Below are 19484 nucleotides of genomic sequence, written 5' to 3'. Positions count from 1 at the left end.
TGCGATGCGTCTGGTTGCCTTACCCGGGGCGGTGGCGCTGTTGGTGCTGTGCGCCGGGCCCGCGGCAGCACAGCCGTCCACTACGCCGGTGCCGCCGGTGGTTGATCCGAGTGGGCCGCCTGCCGTGGTGCCTAACGTCAGCAGTCATGCGGTGGGGGATGCCGGGACTGGGTTGGCTGTGGTCAGGCTCTTACCGAACTCGGCGCCTACGCGGTCGATCATCCCGGGGGCTGAGGACAAGCTGCCGAAGCAGGCTGGGGTGGAGGTTGGGTTTGGGTTGGCCAGTGCGCAGGTCAACTCTGAGGCCTACCTGAGCTTCGAGAGGTCGATAGCGCAAGCGACGCCCGGTGGGATCGCCGTGCAGGGGGCTAGTCCTCAGGCGCCGGGGGCATTGGCGCAGACGGCGCCACCTAACAGCTCTGAGGGTCGGAGCGGAGGGATCAATCCGCCATCTACGCCGTTGGACACGTTGGTGAAGGTGGGGGTGCTCAACGGGCGGGTGCAGGCTCAGTGGCACGACAACTGCACCGGCACGATCGCCGACTCGTCGACGGAGCTAGCTAGCCTCTCCGCGCTCAACGCGATCCCCACGCTCCCCAGCACGCCGGACCTGACCGGGGTCTTCGACGCGCCGAACCTGGATCCCGCTGCCGACCAGGTCGTCATCAACGGGCTTAAGAACCTCACTGGCGGCTTGAGCACGCTCGGCGGCGTGTTAGGCGGGCAAGGCAGCACGAGCTCCCTGCTCAGCCTCCCCAACACCCTCTCCGCCCGCTCCGTGGTCCGCCTGGTCGACATCCCCGGCTCGGCGAACAAGGCGGTGGAGTCCACATCGACGCTGCAGGTCGCGGCGGTCAAGTTGCTCGCGGGGACCCCTTTTGAGCTTTCCGTCAACGTCGTCAGCCAGCCGACGCTCACGGTTACCTCCACTGGGGACAAGGCCACTTCGACGGTTCGCTATACCGCGCCGATCCTGGAAGTCGTCCAAGGCGGCAAGAGTCTCGGCAAGCTGGACGCGGCGAATCCCAGGTTGGACGTCCCCATTGGAATCCCGCTGCAGAACCCGGTGGACAAATTACCCATCATCGGCGCCCTGCTCGGCACCGGGCAAACCCTGCCAGCCGGGTTGTCGAAATTGGACCTCGGGGTGCTGCGACTTTCCGTCGCCGGGCTGAACCAGAAGTCGGAGGAGTCGACGCAGCCGTTCAAGGGGTTCCAGCTCGGGGCGACCGCGCGGCTGCTCGACCTCCAGGTGCTGCCCACCGACGCGCTCGGCCTGCCGAACCTGCCGTCGGCGCTGGCGCAGATCTCACTGGGCGAGCAGGTCGCCAGGGCCTACGCGCCGACCGGTGGCGTGGTGTGCGCGACAGCGGCGACACCGCCTCAAGCGCCGCCCGCGCCGCAGCCGAAGGGCCCGGCGCTGGCATACACCAACGCGGCATACCAGTCCGTGCCCATTTTCTGGACCGGCACGGCAATGCTGATGATCGGCGTGGTGCTCGTCGCCGCGTTGCCGAGGAGGAAGCGGCTCAGCCCATATAAAGCTGGGTGATCATCGCCTCGACAGCAATGCGCGGTTTGACGTTCTGCTCGATCGCTTCACGGCACGAAAGAACGGCTTCCAGGCGGCGGAGGGTGGACTCGGGGGTCCACTTCTCCGCCGCTTGTGAAGAACTCGAAGAATGGTCCGGGTGGTTCAACGCGGCTGGCGAACCAGACGTGGTGACCAGAACGTCGCGATAAAACCCAGCCAAGTCGACCAAAGCGAGGTCAAGGGCATCGCGCTGAGTACGAGTCGCCCGGGACTTCTGTCGGCGCTCGAGTTCCTTGATCGCCCCAGCACTCCCCCGGGTCGCCGATGCGGTGCCCTTACCGGTGCCGCCAGCCCCAAGAGCCGTCTTCAAGGCATCTTTCTCTGCCTCGTCCCGCGACCCGCTTACCTCACCTGCGTCTGTTTCCGCTGCCTTGACCAAGTCGTCCGCGGCGTCGAACACGTCCGACAGCCGCCGGAGGTTGATCGGGATGCGCAGGACCTTGTCCCGCCGCTCACGGGCGGACGGATCCGTGGCCAACCGCCGCGCGCGACCAACGTGCCCGCCGCACACCGAGGCCGCCCAGGTGGCCGTCTCCGCGTCGATCCGATCCCGCAGCTGCAAGACCTCCGCGATCGCGGGCGCCGACGGGGTCCGCAGCGCCACCACGCGGCACCGGGACCGGATGGTGACCGACACGTCGTCCGGGTGGTCCGACGGCGCGCAGAGCAGGAACACGGTCCGCGCCGGGGGCTCCTCGACCGCCTTGAGCAGGGCGTTGGCCGCGCCCTCGGTGAGCCGGTCGGCGTCGGTGATCACCACGACCTGCCAGCGCCCGCTGGTCGGTCGCCGCGCCGAGGTCTGCACCAGCGCGCGCATCTCCGCCACGGAGATCGACAACCCCTCCGGCACGACCATCCGCACGTCGGCGTGGGTGCCGGACATGGCCGTGTGGCAGCCCTGGCACTCGCCGCAGCCGATCCCGCCCGGCGTCGTGCACTCCAGCGCGGCGGCGAAGGCGCGGGCGGCGACCGAGCGGCCGGACCCGGGCGGCCCGGTGAACAGCCAGGCGTGCGTCATGCCCGCCGCGGTGCCGGTGCCGTCGACCAGTTGGGCCGCCGCAGTGGCCGCCGCGCTGAGCACCTCGACCGCATCGGTCTGGCCGACCAGCTGCGACCACACCGCCATCAGCGCGCCTCCGTGAGCGCGAACTCGGTCAGCCTGCGCCCGGCCATCGTGGTGCGCACCGCGATCAGCACGCGGTCGTGGACGTCGGTGGCCGATCCGTCGCCGTCGACCACCACGTAGCGGTCCGGGTCGGCGGCGGCCATGTCGGTGAGCACGCTCTGCACGTGCCAATGATGCTCCGCGTTGCCCGCGCGCGGCGTCAGGGTGGCCGGGTCGCGGTCGAGCAGCACGGTGATGTCGGGTCGCAGCCGCTCGGTCGCCCAGTCGGCCAGGCCCTCCAGCTCGGTCGGGTCGAGCCCGGCGGCGACCGACAGGTGCGCCAGCGGGCTGTCGACGAAGCGCTCCATCACCACGACGGCGCCGCGGTCGAGCGCGGGCTGGATCTCGCGCTCCACCAGGTCGGCGCGCACCGCGGCGGCGACGAGGGCGTGCGCGCGGGCGCTGTTGAGGCCCGCTCCGGTCAGCACCGTGCGCAGCCGGACGTCGTCGAGGGCGGGGTCGGCGGCGAGCAGCACCTCGGTGCCGGAGTTCCCGCGCAGCCACTCGGCCAGCAGCGTGGCCTGCGTGGAGGTGTCGATGTGGGTGTTGCCCTCGATCGCGATGAGCAGCCCGCTGGCCCGGCGGCGCGGCTTGCGGCTGATCGCGGCGCGCAGGTCGGACATGATCGTCTCGGACCGGCGGTCGTCCATCTGCCGGTAGGCGAGCACGCCCATCACGGTGGCGAGCAGGCCAGCGCCGAGCAGCACCGGCCGGGTGCCGTCGACGATCATCGACCGGCCGAACAGGGTGATGCTGTGCGGGGCGACCAGGCCGACCAGCACCGGGGTGAGCGCCATCCCGCCCGCGAAGATGATCTTCATCAGCGACTGGTAGATGGCGTTGATCCGGCCGCGGATCGAGTCGTCGACCTCGGTGCCGATGATCGTGACACCGGTGAGGAACGCCGCGCCAGCGCACATGCCGAGGATGGCGACGGTGATCAGCGAGACCACGAGGTGCGGCGAGAGCGCCACCAGCAGCAGGTCCAGGCCAGCGGTGACGATCGCGATGCCGAACAGCCGGTTGCGCGGCAGCTTGCGGGCCAGCTTCGGCGCGCCGCCCATCCCGGTGGCCAGGCCGATGAACAGCGCGACGAACAGCAGGCCGAAGCTCGCCTGACCGCCGAGCACGCTGGTCGCGTAGACCTGCGAGGAGCCGACCAGGGCACCGGCCGCGACGAACGCGCCGATCATGCCGATGAGCAGGCCGCGCACCAGCGGGGAGGTCCGCACGAACCGGGCCGCGTCGCGCACCATCGCGCCGAACCCGCCACTGGTGTCGGGCTTGTCCGGGTCGGGGGCCACCGGCGCGGTCGACACCCGCCGCGACAGCTCGGGGATCCGGGTGGCGATGGTGACCGCGCTGGCCAGGTACAGGGCCGCGACGATGAACAGCACCAGCCTGGTCGCCCCGGCCTCCGACGCGGCGCTCTGCAGGCTGAAGTTGGTGTTGATGCCGGTGATGGCCGCGTAGAGGCCACCGGCGCTGATCACGGCGATCCCGTAGGTCATCACCATGCCCAGCTGGTTGGCCGTCTCGACCTGGTCCGGCCTGCGCAGCAGGTTGGGGACCGCGGCGTCCTTGGACGGGATCCACAGCAGCGCGCAGCAGCCGACCAGGAAGTTGCCGATGAACAGCCACAGCGGCGAGCCGACGATGGCGATCGACAGCAGCAGCCCGAACCGGCCGACGTCGGCGCACACCATCACCTTGCGCCGGTCGAACCGGTCGGCGAACAGCCCGCCCAGCGGCGCGAACAGCAGCCCGGGCAGCAGCTGGGTGAGCACGACCCCGGCGAAGGCGAAGCTCTGCGCCTTGTAGTCCTCGGTGGCCTGGGTGACCAGGCCGGTGAGCGCGAGCAGCGCCAGCCAGTCACCGACGCTGCACAGGTAGGTGACACCCCAGAGCCTGCGGAAGGGGCGGATGGACAGCACGCTGCGCGCCCGGTGCGCCATGGAGGCGTCCGCCCCCGACTCGACCGTCGACGCCGCGGTGTCCGCACTGCTCTCGGTGTTCAGACCCCCACCCACCTTCCACGCGGCCCGACCTGTCCCAGGGTAACCGGGAAGCGGGTCTGGCCTGGTCATCCGGGTGGCGCACGGCACGCCAGAGCCCGGTCACACCGGGCTAACGGCACGAACCGGGCTACTCCACCCGGGTGACGGCCGTCCCTCGTGGGGCACAGGCTAGCCGGCCCCCGCTGAGAGCGGGTGACTTCAGGTGATCTTGCCGGGTGCTCAGGTGGACTTGGCCGGTGCCTTCTTGGCCGCCGCCGTCTTCGAAGCCGTCTTCGTCCCCGTGGACTTCGCTGTCGTGGACTTCGTCGCCGTGGACTTCGCCGCGGTGCTCTTCGAGGCCGCGGTGGTGGTCTTCTTGGCGGGCGCCTTGCGCGCGGTGGTGGTCGTCCGCTTCGGCGCCGGGCCCTTGGCCCGCTTCTCGGCGAGCAGCTCGGAGGCGCGCTCGTCGGTGATCGACTCGACCGCGTCGGACTTGCGCAGCGAGGCGTTGGTCTCGCCGTCGGTGACGTACGGCCCGAACCGGCCGTCCTTGATCACCATCGGCTTGCCGGACGCCTGGTCGGTGCCCATCTCGCGCAGCGGCGGCGCGGTGGCCGCGCTTTGCCTGCCGCGCTTCTTGGGCTCGGCGTAGATCTTGAGCGCCTCGTCCAGGGTGACCGTGAAGATCTGGTCCTCACCCGCGAGCGAGCGCGAGTCGGTACCGCGCTTGAGGTACGGGCCGTAGCGGCCGTTCTGCGCGGTGATCTCCTCGTTGTTGCTCGGGTCGACCCCGACCACGCGCGGCAGCGAGAGCAGCTTGAGCGCGTCGTCGATGGTGACCGTCTCCAGCGACATCGACTTGAACAGCGAGCCGGTGCGCGGCTTGGGCTTGGCGGGGGCCTTGGCCCTGGTCTTCTTCGCGCCCTCGGCGGGCGGCGGCGGCTCCTCGACCTCGGGCAGCACCTCGGTCACGTACGGCCCGAAGCGGCCCTCCTTGGCCACGATCTCGTTGCCGGTGACCGGGTCGGTGCCCAGCGAGCGGCCCTCGACCGGGGTGGCGAACAGCTTCTCGGCGATCTCGACGGTCAGCTCGTCCGGCGGCAGGTCCTCGGGCAGGTTCGCCCGCTGCGCCGCGCTGTCCACCTCGCGCTCGAGGTACGGCCCGTACCGGCCGACGCGGACCACCACGGGGCGGTCCTCGGCGTCCTTGAAGACCTCGATCGAGTTGACCACCTTCGGGTCGATGTGCTCGACGCCGGAGCCGACCAGCTTCTTGAGGCCGCCGGAGCGCCCGACCGAGCCCTCGGGGCCGATGGGGCCGCCGAAGTAGAACCCGGACAGCCAGTTGGTGCGCTGCTGGGTGCCCGCGGCGATGCCGTCGAGCTCCTCCTCCATGGCCGCGGTGAAGTCGTAGTCGACCAGCCGCTCGAAGTGCTGCTCGAGCAGGCCGACCACGGAGAAGGCGATCCAGGACGGGACCAGCGCGGAGCCCTTCTTCCACACGTAGCCGCGGTCCTGGATGGTGTTGATGATCGACGCGTAGGTCGACGGGCGGCCGATGCCCAGGTCCTCGAGCGCCTTGACCAGGCTGGGCTCGCTGTAGCGCGGCGGCGGGTTGGTGGTGTGCCCGTCCGCGGCCAGGTCGGTCGCGGTGACCGGCTGGTCCTTGGTCAGGATCGGCAGCCTGCGCTCGGCGTCGTCGGCCTCGCCGCCCGCCTCGGTGTCCACGGCCTCGACGTAGGCGCGCAGGAAGCCGGGGAAGGTGATGGTGCGGCCCGCGGAGGAGAACACGCACTCCTCGCCGCTGGTCGCGTTGCCGGTGATCCGCACGGTCATCGTGGTGCCGCGCACGTCGGCCATCTGCGAGGCGATGGTGCGCTGCCAGATCAGCTCGTACAGGCGGAACTCGTCGGTCTCCAGCTCACCGGCGACCTGGCCGGGGGTGCGGAACACCTCACCGGCCGGGCGGATGGCCTCGTGCGCCTCCTGGGCGTTCTTGACCTTGCGGGTGTACTGCCGCGGGGTCGGGTGCACGAACTGCGGGCCGTAGAGGTCCGAGGCCTGCGAGCGGGCGGCCTGGATGGCGGTCTCCGACAGCGTGGTGCTGTCGGTACGCATGTAGGTGATGTAGCCGTTCTCGTAGAGCCGCTGGGCCGTGCGCATGGTGCGGTCAGAGCCGAAGCGCAGCTTGCGGCCCGCCTCCTGCTGCAGCGTCGACGTCATGAACGGCGCGTAGGGCTTACGGGTGTAGGGCTTCTCCTCGACGCTGGAGACGGTCAGTGCCGCCCCTTGCAGCGCCTCGGTAAGACGGCGTGCCTCGGCCTCTTCGAGCAAGAGGACCTGGGCGCCCTTGAGCTTGCCGTCCGGGCCGAAGTCGCGGCCGGTGGCCAGGCGGGTGCCGTCGACGGAGAGCAGGCGGGCGCCGAAGTTGCGCGGCTCGGCCTCGGCACCGGCGTCCATGGTCGCCGAGATGTCCCAGTAGGTCGCCGCGATGAACGCCATCCGCTCGCGCTCGCGCTGCACCACGATCCTGGTCGCCACCGACTGCACGCGGCCCGCCGAGAGCCGCGGCATGACCTTCTTCCACAGCACCGGGCTGACCTCGTAGCCGTAGAGCCGGTCGAGGATGCGCCGGGTCTCCTGGGCGTCGACCAGGTCGCGGTCGAGGTCGCGGGTGTTCTGCGCCGCGGCGAGGATGGCGGGCTCGGTGATCTCGTGGAAGACCATCCGGCGGACCGGGACCTTGGGCTTGAGCGCCTCGAGCAGGTGCCAGGCGATGGCCTCGCCCTCGCGGTCGCCGTCTGTCGCCAGGTAGAGCTCGTCGACGTCCTTGAGCAGGCCCTTGAGCTCGGTGACGGTGGACTTCTTGTCCGGGGTGACGATGTAGATCGGCTCGAAGCCGTTGTCCACGTTGACGCCCAGGTTCGACCAGGCCTCGCCCTTGAACTTCTCCGGCACCTCGGCCGCCTTGCGCGGCAGGTCGCGGATGTGGCCGCGGGATGACTCGACGACGAAGTTGCGGCCGAGGTACGAGGCGATCTTGCGCGCCTTCGCGGGCGACTCGACGATCACGAGCCGACGTGGCTCAGTACCGCCGGTGCCGTTGCCGTTCTTCGTCCCAGTCGAGCCTGCCACGTGTCCCGCTCTCTTCTTACCCCGTGTCCGTCCCGCGTCAGCCTGCCAGTGTGCACGCCGCACCGGGGGAGCCCACTCCCAGGTTGCCCCAGCACGGCGGATCGGCCGACGAAGTATGCCCCTATTTCCACCTGTAGCACGCTCAGGACACGGCGCGCATCCGGGAAACCGCGGGCCACTGGTCCGCGCACCCGGCCCCGGCGGGTGGTCCGACCAGCTCGCGGAGCCTGCCGAGGCGCCGCCTACCGACGAGTCGCAACGCCGGTCCTTCGTCACCGGATTGGTACGTCGTCGCAGGTAAACCGCACTGCGCGAGGGCGGCGGCGAGCGGCTCGTGGGTGCCGGGGGCGGCGGGGTCCAGCGGCAGCAGGTAGGAGCCATCGGCCCAGCGGCCCGCGGCGGCGACCCACATCCGCAACGCGGCACCATCTGGGACGAACCCGGCGGGCACGGCCTTGTCGTGGCGACCCCAGTCGGCGGCCAGCGGGGCGAGGTCGACCCGGAACGCGGTCCGCAGCCGGAGCCCGCCCTGCTCGTCGGTGTCCGCCTCGGCGCCGACACCGCGCTCGGCGCAGGCCCTGACCAGGGCTTTCAACCGCCAGGGGGCGTCGACCGGGACCATCAGCCGCGCGGTCGCCTTGGCGAAGGTCACCGTCCGCCCCGGCCCGCACAGCAGACCCGCGAGGTCGGCGACCCGGGGGTGGCACGCCTCGGCGGAGAAGAAGGACATCTGCTGCGCCACGGCGGCCAGAATAGAACAGCAGTTCGACCAGGGTAAAGGTTCCGCGGGCCGTCGCGGCGGGCGGGCGGCGCCGCTCGTACCCCGAATGGCGGAATGCCCGCGGCCCCGATCGGGTCAGCCGTGCAGGCCGGGCAGGTGCGCGCACCGGGGCGCGCGTTCGGCCCATCGGGTGAAGTCGGATCCGGCGGTGCCCGCGAGCGGGTCGGCCAGGTCGAGCGCGGCGACCTTGGGCACGACCTCGCCCGCGACCTCGGCGACGATCTGCGGGCCGGTGTGGTCGTCGAGCGCGGTCCTGGCCTCGGCGAGCGGGGCGCGCAGGCCGCGGTAGGTGTCGGCGGCCACCCGGGCGACGTGGTCGCCCCCGGTGATCGGGGAGTCCTCCAGCGCGTCGATGGCGGCGACGGCGCGGGTGAGCCCGTCGGTGATCGCGGCGAGGTAGGCGCTCAGCGCGGTGCGCGCGGCCGACGGGTCGGCGAGGTCGATGTCGGGCAGCGGGGTCGCGAGGACCTGCCCGGTGCTGGCGACGACGGCGCAGAAGCGGTCGGCCCAGTCGACGCGGGTGGCGGGGTCCGGTTCGGGCGGGGTGGCGCAGGCCGCGGCGAGCAGAACGCCCGCCGCGGCCGCGACCAGCCCGGGACCCCTGGTGATCAGGAGGTCGGCGTGCTGCTGGCGGAGCCGGAGGCGGAGTCGCCGTCGAGCGCCTTGCAGCTCGGGGCCTCCTTGAAGGCCTTGTCCAGCTCGGCGCTGCCGCGCAGGCCCTTGGTCGGGTCCTCCAGCTTGGACAGGGCCTGCAGGTCCTCGCCGACCTTGACGAACGCGGCCTGGAACGCGGCCGGGTCGGCCGGGGACGCCGCGGCGAGGTTCTTCTTCGCGGTCTCGACCGCGGTCTTGGCCTCCTCGAGGGCACCGGTGGCGGAGACGACCAGCTTCTTGCCGTCGGCGACCGGCGGGTCACCGGCGTCGGTGAAGCTGCTGATCATCTTGTCCAGCGCACCGGCGAACTTGTCGAGGTACTCGACCAGGCTGGCCTGGGCCTTGACCGGGTCGCTCTGGTCGATCTGCGGCTGTGCCGAAAGCGCGGTGACCTGCGGCGCGACCGACGCGCAGACCTTCTCCGCCCACGCGGTGGCGTCGCCGCCGGAGGCGGCCGAGCTCGCGGTGGTGGTGGCACCGGCGGCGGCGCTGGACGAGCCACCCGCCTTGGTGTCGCTCCCGCCGCAGCCGGCGAGTGCGATGGTCAGGGCAGCGGTCGTCGCGGTGATCGCGACGAATCGACGCGCCATGTCAGTTCTCCTCGCATTGGTTGTCCGGGGACCCTCCCGGTGATGCGACGATGGTCCCACGTGCCGAGAACGGCCCTGAGACCGGATGAGGCAGGCCCCGGGTGCCGGGACCTGCCTCATCGGTTCAGCCGCCTGCTCAGGCGTTGGCTGGCGCGTCCGCCGGGGTGTCGACGATCGCGGTGCCGCGGCGCTTGGAGACCACCACGGCCGCCACGATCAGCACCACCGCGACGAGCGCGATGGCGACCCGGATGCCGGTGGAGGCCTCCACGCCGACCGACAGGGTGACGATGGCGGGCGCGATCAGCACCGACACCAGGTTCATCACCTTGATCAGCGGGTTGATCGCCGGGCCAGCGGTGTCCTTGAACGGGTCGCCGACGGTGTCGCCGATGACCGTCGCGGCGTGCGCGTCGGACCCCTTGCCACCGTGGTTGCCGTCCTCGACCAGCTTCTTGGCGTTGTCCCACGCGCCACCGGAGTTGGCCAGGAACACCGCCATCAGCGTGCCGGTCGCGATCGCGCCGCCGAGGTACCCGGCGAGCGGGCCGACGCCGAGGCCGAAGCCGACCGCGATCGGGGCGAGCACCGCGAGCAGACCGGGGGTGGCCAGCTCGCGCAGCGAGTCGCGGGTGCAGATGTCGACGACCTTGCCGTACTCGGGCTTGCCGGTGCCCTCCATGATCCCGGGGATCTCGCGGAACTGGCGGCGCACCTCGAACACGATCGCGCCAGCCGCGCGGGTGACCGCGTTGACCGCGAGACCGGAGAACATGAACACGACCGCCGCGCCGATGATCACGCCGACGAGCACGTTCGGGCTGTAGACCAGGAACGAGAACGCGGTGCCGCCGTCGGTGATCGTCTGCCCCGCCTTGAGCAGCGCCTTGCCGATGGCGTCCTGGTAGGAGCCGAACAGCGCGGTCGCGGCGAGCACGGCCGTGGCGATCGCGATGCCCTTGGTGATGGCCTTGGTGGTGTTGCCGACCGCGTCGAGCTCGGTGAGGATCTGCGCGCCCTCGCCGTGCACGTCACCGGACATCTCGGCGATGCCCTGCGCGTTGTCCGAGACCGGGCCGAAGGTGTCCATCGCGACGATCACGCCGACGGTGGTCAGCAGGCCGCAGCCCGCGAGCGCGATGGCGAACAGCGCCACGATCACCGAGCCGGACAGCAGGAAGGCGCCGTAGACGGCCGCGCCGATGACGATCGCGGTGTAGACGGCCGACTCGAAGCCGACCGAGATGCCGGACAGGATCACCGTCGCCGCACCGGTCAGCGAGGTCTTGCCGACCTCCTTGACCGGCTTGTGCTCGGTGCCGGTGTAGTAACCGGTCAGCCAGAGGATCACGCCAGCCAGCACGATGCCGATGATCACCGCGATCGCGGCGATCACCGCCGGGCTGCCGGAGATCTGCGCGGTGTCGGGCGCGCCGAGCTCGGAGAACGAGGTCGGCAGGAAGATGAACGCCGCCGCGGTGCACAGCACGGCCGAGAACAGCGCGGAGATGTAGAACGACCGGTTGATCGCGGTCAGGCCGCTCTCCCCCGGGCGGGCCTTGGTGATGTAGACACCGAGCATCGCGGTGATCACGCCGAGGGCGGGGACGATCAGCGGGAACAGCAGGCCGGACGCGCCGAAGGCGGTGCTGCCCAGGATCAGGGCGGCGACCAGGGTCACCGCGTAGGACTCGAACAGGTCCGCGGCCATGCCCGCGCAGTCACCCACGTTGTCACCGACGTTGTCGGCGATGGTGGCCGCGTTGCGCGGGTCGTCCTCGGGGATGTTCTGCTCGACCTTGCCGACCAGGTCGGCGCCGACGTCGGCCGCCTTGGTGAAGATGCCGCCGCCGACGCGCATGAACATCGCGATCAGCGCGGCCCCGAAGCCGAAGCCCTCCAACACCTTGGGCGCGGTGCCGGTGTAGACGAGCACGACGATCGCGGCGCCGAAGAGGCCGAGGCCTACGGTCGCCATGCCCACCGCGCCACCGGTGCGGAAGGCGATGCGGGTGGCCTTCTCCCGGCCGCCGTCCTCGATCGAGGCGGCCGCGACGCGCAGGTTGGCCTGGGTGGCCAGCCACATGCCCAGGTAGCCGATGGTGAACGAGAAGACCGCGCCCACGAGGAAGAACAGTGAGCGGCCTATCCGCTCGCCCGCGGAGTCGGCGGGTAGCGCGAACAGCAGCAGGAACACAGCTGCGCCGAAGAAGAGAAGTGTGTTTCGCTGCCGCTTCAGATAAGCCGCCGCGCCCTCCTGTACCGCCTTGGCGATCTCCTGCATCTTCACGGTGCCCTGACCGGCGGCCAGGACCTCCTTGAGCAGGACATAGCCGACGGCAAGAGCGGCGAGGGCGATCACGGCGACCACGGCCACTACACCGCGGTCTCCGCCGGTGAGCGTCAGGCCCTCCGCGAGGAACTGCCCGGACATCCGTCCTCCTGATGATCTGCCTGTTACAGCGCCGAGATCCGCCATTACCACAAGACGTCTACCGGCCCCGTTTTCGCGTGAGCGCCACCACAATCGGTGGGATGTCGGCGGAGTCTATTGGTAAAGCGGATCACCTACGCGAGCTGTCCCATACCGTGCACGGTCAGTGATGTAGTGCGGGCGGACTGTGACCAAAATCTCATGATCAACTCGCCCCGGCGCCGGATCGTCCGCCGGATGTGCGAAGCTCGACGGGTGAGTGTCGACGCGGCGACCGAACGCGGCGCTGTTCTGCTCGGCCGCGTACTGGCCGGGGTGCCCAGCGGTGAGAATCCGGTCACACATGTCGCCGATCTGCCTGCCAGGGTCGAGTCCACCGCGCCGTGGCCCGGTTGGACACCGGAGGCGGTGCGCGAAGCGTTCGGCCGCGGCGGGGTCCGCACACCGTGGACGCACCAGGTCGCCGCGGCGGAGCACGCGTACGCGGGCCGCAGCGTGGTGATCTCGACCGGCACGGCGTCCGGGAAGTCGCTGGCCTACCAGCTACCGGTGGCAGCAGCGCTGACCGAGGATCCTCGCGCGACTGCTCTATATATCTCGCCCACCAAAGCATTGGGGGCCGACCAGCTGCGCGCGGTGCACGAGTTGGAGCTACCGGACCTGCGGGCGGCCAGCTACGACGGCGACACCCCGATGGTCGAGCGCGACTGGGTGCGCTCCCACGCGCGGTGGATCTTCACCAACCCGGACATGTTCCACCGCGGCATCCTCCCCGCGCACGGCCGCTGGACGTCCTTCTTCCGCCGCCTGCGGTACGTCGTGGTCGACGAGTGCCACTCCTACCGCGGCGTCTTCGGCTCGCACGTGGCTCTGCTGCTGCGCCGCCTACGCCGGGTCGCCAACCACTACGGCACGGACCCGGTGTTCGTCCTGGCCTCGGCGACGGTGTCGGACCCGGCGGCGTCGGCGACCCGACTGTCCGGTGTGGACTGCGTGGCGGTCGCCGAGGACCGCTCGCCGCGCGGGTCGCGGACCATCGCGCTGTGGGAGCCGCCGCTGACCGAGCTGTCCGGCGAGAACGGCGCCCCGGTCCGGCGGTCGGCGGGCGCGGAGAGCTCCCGGATCCTCGCCGACCTGGTGATCGAGGGCGCGCGGTCGCTGGTGTTCGTCCGGTCCCGGCTCGGCGCGGAGCTGACGGCCCTAGGTGCCCGGCGAATCCTGGACGAGGTAGACCGCTCACTGTCCGGCAGGGTCGCCGCATACCGGGCGGGGTTCTTGCCCGAAGAGCGACGCGCGCTGGAACACGCGTTGGCATCAGGCGAGCTGTTGGGGGTGGCCAGCACCAACGCGCTGGAACTCGGTGTCGACATCGCCGGGCTGGACGCGGTGGTCATGGCGGGCTACCCGGGGACGCTGGCGTCGTTCTGGCAGCAGGCAGGGCGAGCTGGTCGCTCGGGCGATTCGGCGCTGGTCGTGTTCGTCGCACGGGACGACCCGTTGGACACGTACCTGGTGCATCACCCCGAGGCGATCCTGGACAAGCCGGTAGAGGCAACCGTCACCGACCCGGGCAACCCGTATGTCTTGGCACCGCAACTGGCCTGCGCCGCCGCGGAACTGCCTCTTACGGAGTCAGACCTACCGGCCTTCGGCGAGGGGGCTCGCGCAGTCCTCGACTCGCTGGTTTCGACGGGGACGGTCCGCAAGCGGCCCAACGGGTGGTACTGGACCTCTAAGGACCGCCCGCACGCTGAGGTCGATATCCGCGGCTCTGGTGGCGAACAAGTCGCTGTTGTGGAAGCCGACTCGGGGCGGATGCTGGGGACGGTAGGACAAGGCAGGGCCTGCTCGACCGTGCATGAAGGGGCGCTCTACCTACACCAGGGCCGGTCATACGTGGTCGACGAACTGGACTTGGACGGCCTCTTGGCATTGGTGCACGCAGAGAGTCCTGATTGGACTACCTCCCCGCGCGAGATCGTGGACATCTCGGTGCTGTCGACGCTGTCGCAGGACTCTTACGGCGGCGTGACCGTGTGCCTCGGCGAGGTCGCCGTGACCTCCCAAGTAGTCGCCTACCTCCGCCGGTTGCCATCAGGCCAAATCCTCGACCAGGTGCCCCTAGACCTACCAGAACAAACCCTCAACACCCGCGCCGTCTGGTACACCATCGACCCCGACCTGCTCTACGCAGCAGGCCTGGCCCGCAACGAAATCCCCGGCTCCCTCCACGCCGCCGAACACGCCGCAATAGGCCTCCTCCCCCTCTTCGCCACCTGCGACCGCTGGGACATAGGCGGCGTCTCAACCGCACAACACCCCGACACCGCCCAACCCACAATCTTCGTCCACGACGGCCATCCGGGAGGTGCGGGCTTCGCGGACCGAGGCCACGCGGCGCTGCTCCCATGGCTGACAGCTACCCATTCGGCGATCGCCGCTTGCGAATGCCCTGAAGGGTGTCCGTCGTGTGTGCAGTCGCCTAAGTGTGGGAACGGGAATGAGCCGTTGAACAAGGGTGGGGCTTTGAAGGTTCTGCGGGTTGCAGTGCAGGCGTTGCGGGTGGGGGCGCTGTAGAGGCTTGGATCTGTTTATCCACAACGTCTTCTGTTGTCCACAGGCTGCTGGTTGCTGCTGTCGTTTGGCCGGTTCCCGTTGGTAGGCTGTATATCGGGGGCTTCTTGATTAGTTGATCTTTGGTGGGGCGGGTTCTCGTTGTGGGTGGCTGCGGTGGGGCGTTTGGTTGTCCACAACGGTTGTGGTTGTCCACAGGGTGCTGCTTGGCGCTCCCGGGTTGGTGGTGCTGCGCGGTAAGCTGTGTATTTGGGGGCTTTCGATCAGGTTGATCTTGGCGTAGGCCGGGGTTGGGGATGCGGGGCAAGGGATTCGGGCCTCCGCCTTCGGCTCCGGTGGACGGCCTCGTCGCCTGGCGGCGAGCTCGGCGCCCGATCCGCGATTTTCGAGCTTTGCTCGATGGGGTGGACCTGTTTTGTGCGGGGCCCCTACGACACCCGTGGCAGAACCGCAAAGCAGGGGCCCAAAAGCAGGCCCTGCCGCTGAACGACGCTACGGGTGCCGTCCCCCCACACAAAACAGGTCCACCCCATCGAGCACCTGGCACCAGCGACTCCGACGGCCGCCGGGCTGGGTTGGCAGGGCAACCGAGAGCGGGCTGAGATGGCACCGGATCTTCCGACTGTCCAGGCGCTGGGAAGGTGGGCTGAGGCGGACCTGACGGAGGGCGGGCTGGCACCGACGGGTCCGAGTGTCCAGGGGCTGAGTAGGTGGGTTGGGGCGACCCGGCGGGGGCTGGGTTGGCACCGGCGGGTCCGAGTGTCCACGGGCTGGCACTGTGGGTGGGGCGGACAGCACGACTGCCGTGCCGGCACAGAAGCAGTTCGGCTCTCCATCTCGACTGCACGGCCAGCTGTCAGTGGCTGGGGGCACTGATGCCAGGCCGATCTCTTCACCCAGCCCACCTGCCGCAGCCACCGCTCGCAGAAGTGGCTGGTGTCAGCACATCCGCTTCGGCTCGACGGCGGTTGGGACTTGCGGTGTCAGCCCGACCTGTGCGCGGGCCAGTGGGATCGGCTCGAGCCTGCGAAGCTCTTTATCGCAGGCTCGAGCCGGTCGCGCGGGGGCGCTGGGGCTGTGCGGGGTCCGGATGCGGCAGCGCGCCGGGGGCAACCGGTCGAGGACCGGTTGCGCTTCCCGGCGCGCCGCATGCCGCCGAGACGGGGCTTCGGGCTGCTACCGCGGTTGGTCAGCGGACTGTGTGCGCGGGACCGTCGACGGGGAGTACCTGTCCTGCGGGGTGGCACCAGGAGGCGGGTTGGTGCCGGTGCAGGGTGGTCATCCCGGGGCGGGGTGTCGACTGGACGGCTAGGCCGTTGTCCCTGTTCCGTGACGCTGCGCGGGAGTCCGGAGGCTCCAGCGTTACTCGGCTGGCTGCCTGTCCGGTGGGCGACGCACTCGGGCGGGAGTACGGCGTCGGTCCGGTGGACAGGCTGGGTGTGGTTGACCGGGCGCCCGGGCGGGTGGGCGGTGGTCCCGGTCGAACCACGGGTGGTGGTCGGTGGATCAGTCGCGGGCGGTGGTCACCAGGTGGCGGGTGTTGCTGTGCATGGCGTCCAGGAGGGCGTCCTGCACGGTCTCGGTGCTCGGGATCTGCCAACCGCACACCTCGGGCTTGACCCGCCAGTGCACGACACCGTGCTGGAACGGGCTGGGCGGCAGGGTGATCCAGTCGCCTGCGCCGCGCAGGGTGATGTCGGGGTTGGCGGCGAGCTCGGGGGCGAGGCCGGAGCCGGTGCGGGTGAGGAAGAACCAGCGGTGCTCGGGGGTGGCGATGATCGGCACCGGCAACCCGACCGACCGCAGGACGCGGGCGGCGCCGCGGCCGAGCTCGTCGCCGACCTCGATGGCGTCGTAGCCGAGGCCGGTGGCCAGCAGCAGGCTGTAGGGCTGACCGGTCCACCAGGTGGCGACCTGCTCCGGCTGGGTGCCGGTCCGGTCCTGCCAGTCCGCGTGCACCGGCACCGGGCCGCTGCTGTCCTCGGAACCGTCGCGACCGGCCCAGTGGCCCGCCACCGGGTAGGTCCCCGGCAGCACCGGCCAGCCGCGGAACGCGAGGCCGATCGCCTCGGCGCGCAGCTCGACGCGGAACGCTCGCCGCCAGTTGTCCGACCTCACGGTTCCCAACATCTCGGGCACTGCCTCCTCGGGGTGCGGGCGCCGGGTTCAGCGCCCTACAACTCACTCAACGGCATCGGGGACGCCGTACGAAACTCGCTGTCGACAACTGGTCGCTCTGGCGAGGTAAATGACCTGTCATCCGACCGGAGCGGCGAAACTCGGCGAACCGGTCACCTCGACGCCCGCACGCACCCCAGCGGGGCCGCCACGTGGCCGTACAGCGAACCGTTGAGACGTGTTTAGCGGTGCCACCACCTGCGGAAACGTCGACCGACACGGCCAGTGATCATCAGCGGCTCCCGGCCGGACGACACCGAGTTGTGATGCCGTTCACCGTTCGAGGTCGACCGCTTGGCCGTCGACGACCGGCCCGGCGCGGGCCGTGGCCCTGGCGGGGCCGATCAGCGCGGCCGGTCGGACGGCCACCTCGACCGTGGCGTCCCAACCGCTCACCGCACACCCGACGAGTTCGGCACCCGCCCGCTCGACGACCCACCTGGCCCGGGCGCAGGCCCGCCCGTCGAGCACGTGCGCGGCGGCGGCGAGCGCACCGAGGTCGGCGGCGCTCTCGGCGCGGTGCCGGGCGCTGACCGCACCCGCGACCGTCATGACCATGAGTACCAGTGACAGCAGCCCGGTGATCACCCAGGCGGCGAAAACCGTCGCGAACCCGCCGTCATCGGTCATGGCGCCGCGCCGGGCTCGACCACGGCGTAGGCGTCGCCGTGGACCGGTAAGAGGCCGCGGGTGCTGTGCACGGTTACTGCGACCTCATCGCGATCCACGCGGATCTCAATCGTCGCGTCATGAGGTGCGATGGTCCTGGCCGCTGATCGCGCGCGCTCGACCTCACCGCGAGCCGTCAACCGCGCGGCCTCCCGGGCAGCGTCGACACACCGCACGTGGTCCGCAGCGGCAGCGACACCCATGACCCCGAGCAACAGCACGGCCACGATCGCGCCAATGACCAGTGCCGCCTCAACCGTCACCGATCCGTCGTCGGTCATGGCGACAACGCGTCCGCGATGAGTTGAGCCAGGGCTGCGGAAACCGAACTGCTGGTGACAACGGCGACGAGCACGCCAGCAAGCGCTGCGGCACACAAGGTGATGAGCGCGAACTCGATGGAGATCGAGCCTCTGTCCCCATCGACTGTGCTGTCGGTGCTGTCGGTGCTGTCAGTGCTGTCGTCAAGGGCGTGGACAAGGCTGTGCACAGGAACCTCCGGTACTGAGATGCGGACGGTCATAGGTCAAACGTTCGGGCGGTCAGGCCTAGGACGACTGGGAGGACGCCCAGGGTCAAGAAGGCGGGGAGGTAGCAGAGGCCCAGGGGGAGGGTGATGAGCACCGAGGCTCGTTGGGCCCGGGCTTCGGCTTGTTGCTCGACCTGGTCGCGAACCTCAGCGGCTAGGCGGGCGGCCACCTCTGCGAGTCCGGCGCCGGATCGTGCGGTGCGACGGGCTGCTCTGGCTAAGTCTTTGGTGTGTGGGCAGTCGAGGGCTGCAGCCCAGGCTTGCCGTGGATCGGCACCTAGGGCCAACTGCTCGGCGACGTCACGTAGTGATGAGAGGTCTTCGCTTACCGCTGATATGGCTGTCGGGACTGGCAGCCCTGCCTGGAGGCAGGCGGCGAGTAGATCCCAGGTCGCGGCAAGGCGAAGTGCGTCGACCTTGCGTGGTTTGGAGGGCCGCCGTTTTCGAGGGGGCACAAGGCCCATGACTCGGCGGAACCGCTGCCGCCTGGATGGAGTGATGATCAGAAGGGCTGCGGCTAGGAGCAGGAGGCTGAAGGTCATGTCGGCACTGCGCGGTTGATGATGTGGTTGGTCCAGAGAAGACCGAGGGCGGTGAAGGTGGCGCCTAGGACCAACAGGGCTTGGCCAATCGGGGTCGACTTAAGGGTGGCTAGCGGCTGGGCGCCGATGGCCTCGCCCAGAGCCAGCCCGACCACAGGTAGCCCTGACAGGACAGCGGCACTGGTTTGTGGACCGGCTAGTTTCGCCAGCACCCCTCTGCTGAATCGAACTCGATGAGCAAGGTCGCGCGCGACTGCGGCGAGACTGGCAGCGAGGGGTATCCCGTGGCGGTTAGCGAGCCGCCACGCTCGCTGCAGCTCCGGTGGGCTGATCTCGACGTCGCCGCCCAGGCGAGCCGCGGTCGCGATCGCTTGCAGGCTGCGCGCGGCCGGTGGGGTGAGATCTTGAGCGGTCTGTTCGGCAGCGGTGACTGGATGCGCTCCGGTGGTCAACTCCCCGACAAGGCCGGCGACGGCCTCGCTGAGCTCCTCGGACTCAGCCAGTCGAGTTCGCAGCCGGAGCCCTGCCCGCCGCTGATACCAGAGCGCGACTCCCACGACGACAGCCGCAACACCGCCTCCCGGCCCCAGCGCGAACCAAGCGGCCACGACTAGCAGCACGATCACGATGACCGCGGGGCGC

15 protein-coding genes are annotated in these 19484 nt (G+C 70.2%); 3 read left to right on the top strand and 12 right to left on the bottom strand.

The genetic code is table 11. The features are described 5' to 3' along the window. Positions 1–460 precede the first annotated feature (460 nt). Positions 461–1552 carry a hypothetical protein gene (locus tag LV75_RS15980; RefSeq protein ID WP_308210985.1) on the top strand — a complete coding sequence of 364 codons (1092 nt, stop codon included), beginning with the start codon at positions 461–463 and terminating at the stop codon, positions 1550–1552. On the opposite strand, the gene LV75_RS15975 is transcribed toward LV75_RS15980, so the two are convergent. The 7 genes from LV75_RS15975 to LV75_RS15945 form a co-directional block, all read right to left on the bottom strand. Continuing rightward, complete coding sequence (locus LV75_RS15975) at positions 1530–2720, bottom strand: DNA polymerase III subunit delta' (RefSeq protein ID WP_253887667.1); 1191 nt, start codon at positions 2718–2720, stop codon at positions 1530–1532. The two genes, LV75_RS15980 and LV75_RS15975, sit on opposite strands and share 23 nt — an antisense overlap. Continuing rightward, the gene (locus tag LV75_RS15970; protein ID WP_253887743.1) at positions 2720–4714 is read right to left on the bottom strand and encodes a bifunctional MFS transporter/dTMP kinase; all 1995 of its coding nucleotides are present in this window, start codon (positions 4712–4714) and stop codon (positions 2720–2722) included. The genes LV75_RS15975 and LV75_RS15970 overlap by 1 nt, the downstream gene beginning before the upstream one ends. Positions 4715–4996: 282 nt before the next feature. Then, positions 4997–7891, bottom strand: a complete 2895-nt coding sequence (gene topA / locus LV75_RS15965) for a type I DNA topoisomerase (protein ID WP_253887666.1) — start codon at positions 7889–7891, stop codon at positions 4997–4999. Between the two features lie 142 nt (positions 7892–8033). Next, a complete protein-coding gene (locus LV75_RS15960) occupies positions 8034–8633 on the bottom strand; it encodes a hypothetical protein (protein WP_253887665.1) in 600 nt (199 codons plus the stop codon). Between the two features lie 114 nt (positions 8634–8747). Continuing rightward, positions 8748–8975, bottom strand: a complete 228-nt coding sequence (locus LV75_RS15955) for a hypothetical protein (RefSeq protein ID WP_253887664.1) — start codon at positions 8973–8975, stop codon at positions 8748–8750. A 305-nt stretch (positions 8976–9280) separates the two neighbouring features. Then, positions 9281–9916, bottom strand: a complete 636-nt coding sequence (locus tag LV75_RS15950; protein ID WP_253887663.1) for a hypothetical protein — start codon at positions 9914–9916, stop codon at positions 9281–9283. A 136-nt stretch (positions 9917–10052) separates the two neighbouring features. Further along, positions 10053–12350 (bottom strand): sodium-translocating pyrophosphatase, encoded by a 2298-nt coding sequence (locus LV75_RS15945; RefSeq protein ID WP_253887662.1) that lies wholly within the window; start codon positions 12348–12350, stop codon positions 10053–10055. A gap of 255 nt (positions 12351–12605) precedes the next feature. On the opposite strand from LV75_RS15945, the gene sftH reads away from it, so the two are divergent. Then, positions 12606–14927, top strand: coding sequence for a DEAD/DEAH box helicase (gene sftH / locus LV75_RS15940; protein WP_253887661.1), 2322 nt, complete (start codon positions 12606–12608; stop codon positions 14925–14927). A 1503-nt stretch (positions 14928–16430) separates the two neighbouring features. Here sftH and LV75_RS15935 read toward each other — a convergent pair. From LV75_RS15935 to LV75_RS15915, 5 genes are all read right to left on the bottom strand, one after another. Further along, the gene (locus tag LV75_RS15935) at positions 16431–17042 is read right to left on the bottom strand and encodes a bifunctional DNA primase/polymerase (protein ID WP_253887660.1); all 612 of its coding nucleotides are present in this window, start codon (positions 17040–17042) and stop codon (positions 16431–16433) included. Between the two features lie 333 nt (positions 17043–17375). Further along, positions 17376–17732: an Rv3654c family TadE-like protein gene (locus LV75_RS15930; RefSeq protein ID WP_253887659.1), complete on the bottom strand. Its 357-nt coding sequence runs from the start codon at positions 17730–17732 to the stop codon at positions 17376–17378. Continuing rightward, positions 17729–18052: a TadE family type IV pilus minor pilin gene (locus LV75_RS15925; RefSeq protein WP_253887658.1), complete on the bottom strand. Its 324-nt coding sequence runs from the start codon at positions 18050–18052 to the stop codon at positions 17729–17731. The genes LV75_RS15930 and LV75_RS15925 overlap by 4 nt, the downstream gene beginning before the upstream one ends. Beyond that, positions 18049–18294, bottom strand: coding sequence for a DUF4244 domain-containing protein (locus tag LV75_RS15920; RefSeq protein ID WP_253887657.1), 246 nt, complete (start codon positions 18292–18294; stop codon positions 18049–18051). Before LV75_RS15920 ends, LV75_RS15925 begins: the two co-directional genes overlap by 4 nt. After that, on the bottom strand, positions 18291–18764 hold the full coding sequence (locus LV75_RS15915; protein WP_253887742.1) for a type II secretion system F family protein: 474 nt from the start codon (positions 18762–18764) through the stop codon (positions 18291–18293). The genes LV75_RS15920 and LV75_RS15915 overlap by 4 nt, the downstream gene beginning before the upstream one ends. A 311-nt stretch (positions 18765–19075) precedes the next feature. On the opposite strand from LV75_RS15915, the gene LV75_RS15910 reads away from it, so the two are divergent. After that, on the top strand, positions 19076–19456 hold the full coding sequence (locus LV75_RS15910) for a hypothetical protein (RefSeq protein ID WP_253887656.1): 381 nt from the start codon (positions 19076–19078) through the stop codon (positions 19454–19456). Positions 19457–19484: the final 28 nt, after the last annotated feature.

The organism is Actinokineospora diospyrosa, assembly GCF_024171925.1.
Lineage (GTDB): Bacteria > Actinomycetota > Actinomycetes > Mycobacteriales > Pseudonocardiaceae > Actinokineospora > Actinokineospora diospyrosa.
This window is presented reverse-complemented; position numbering and strand designations above follow the sequence as displayed.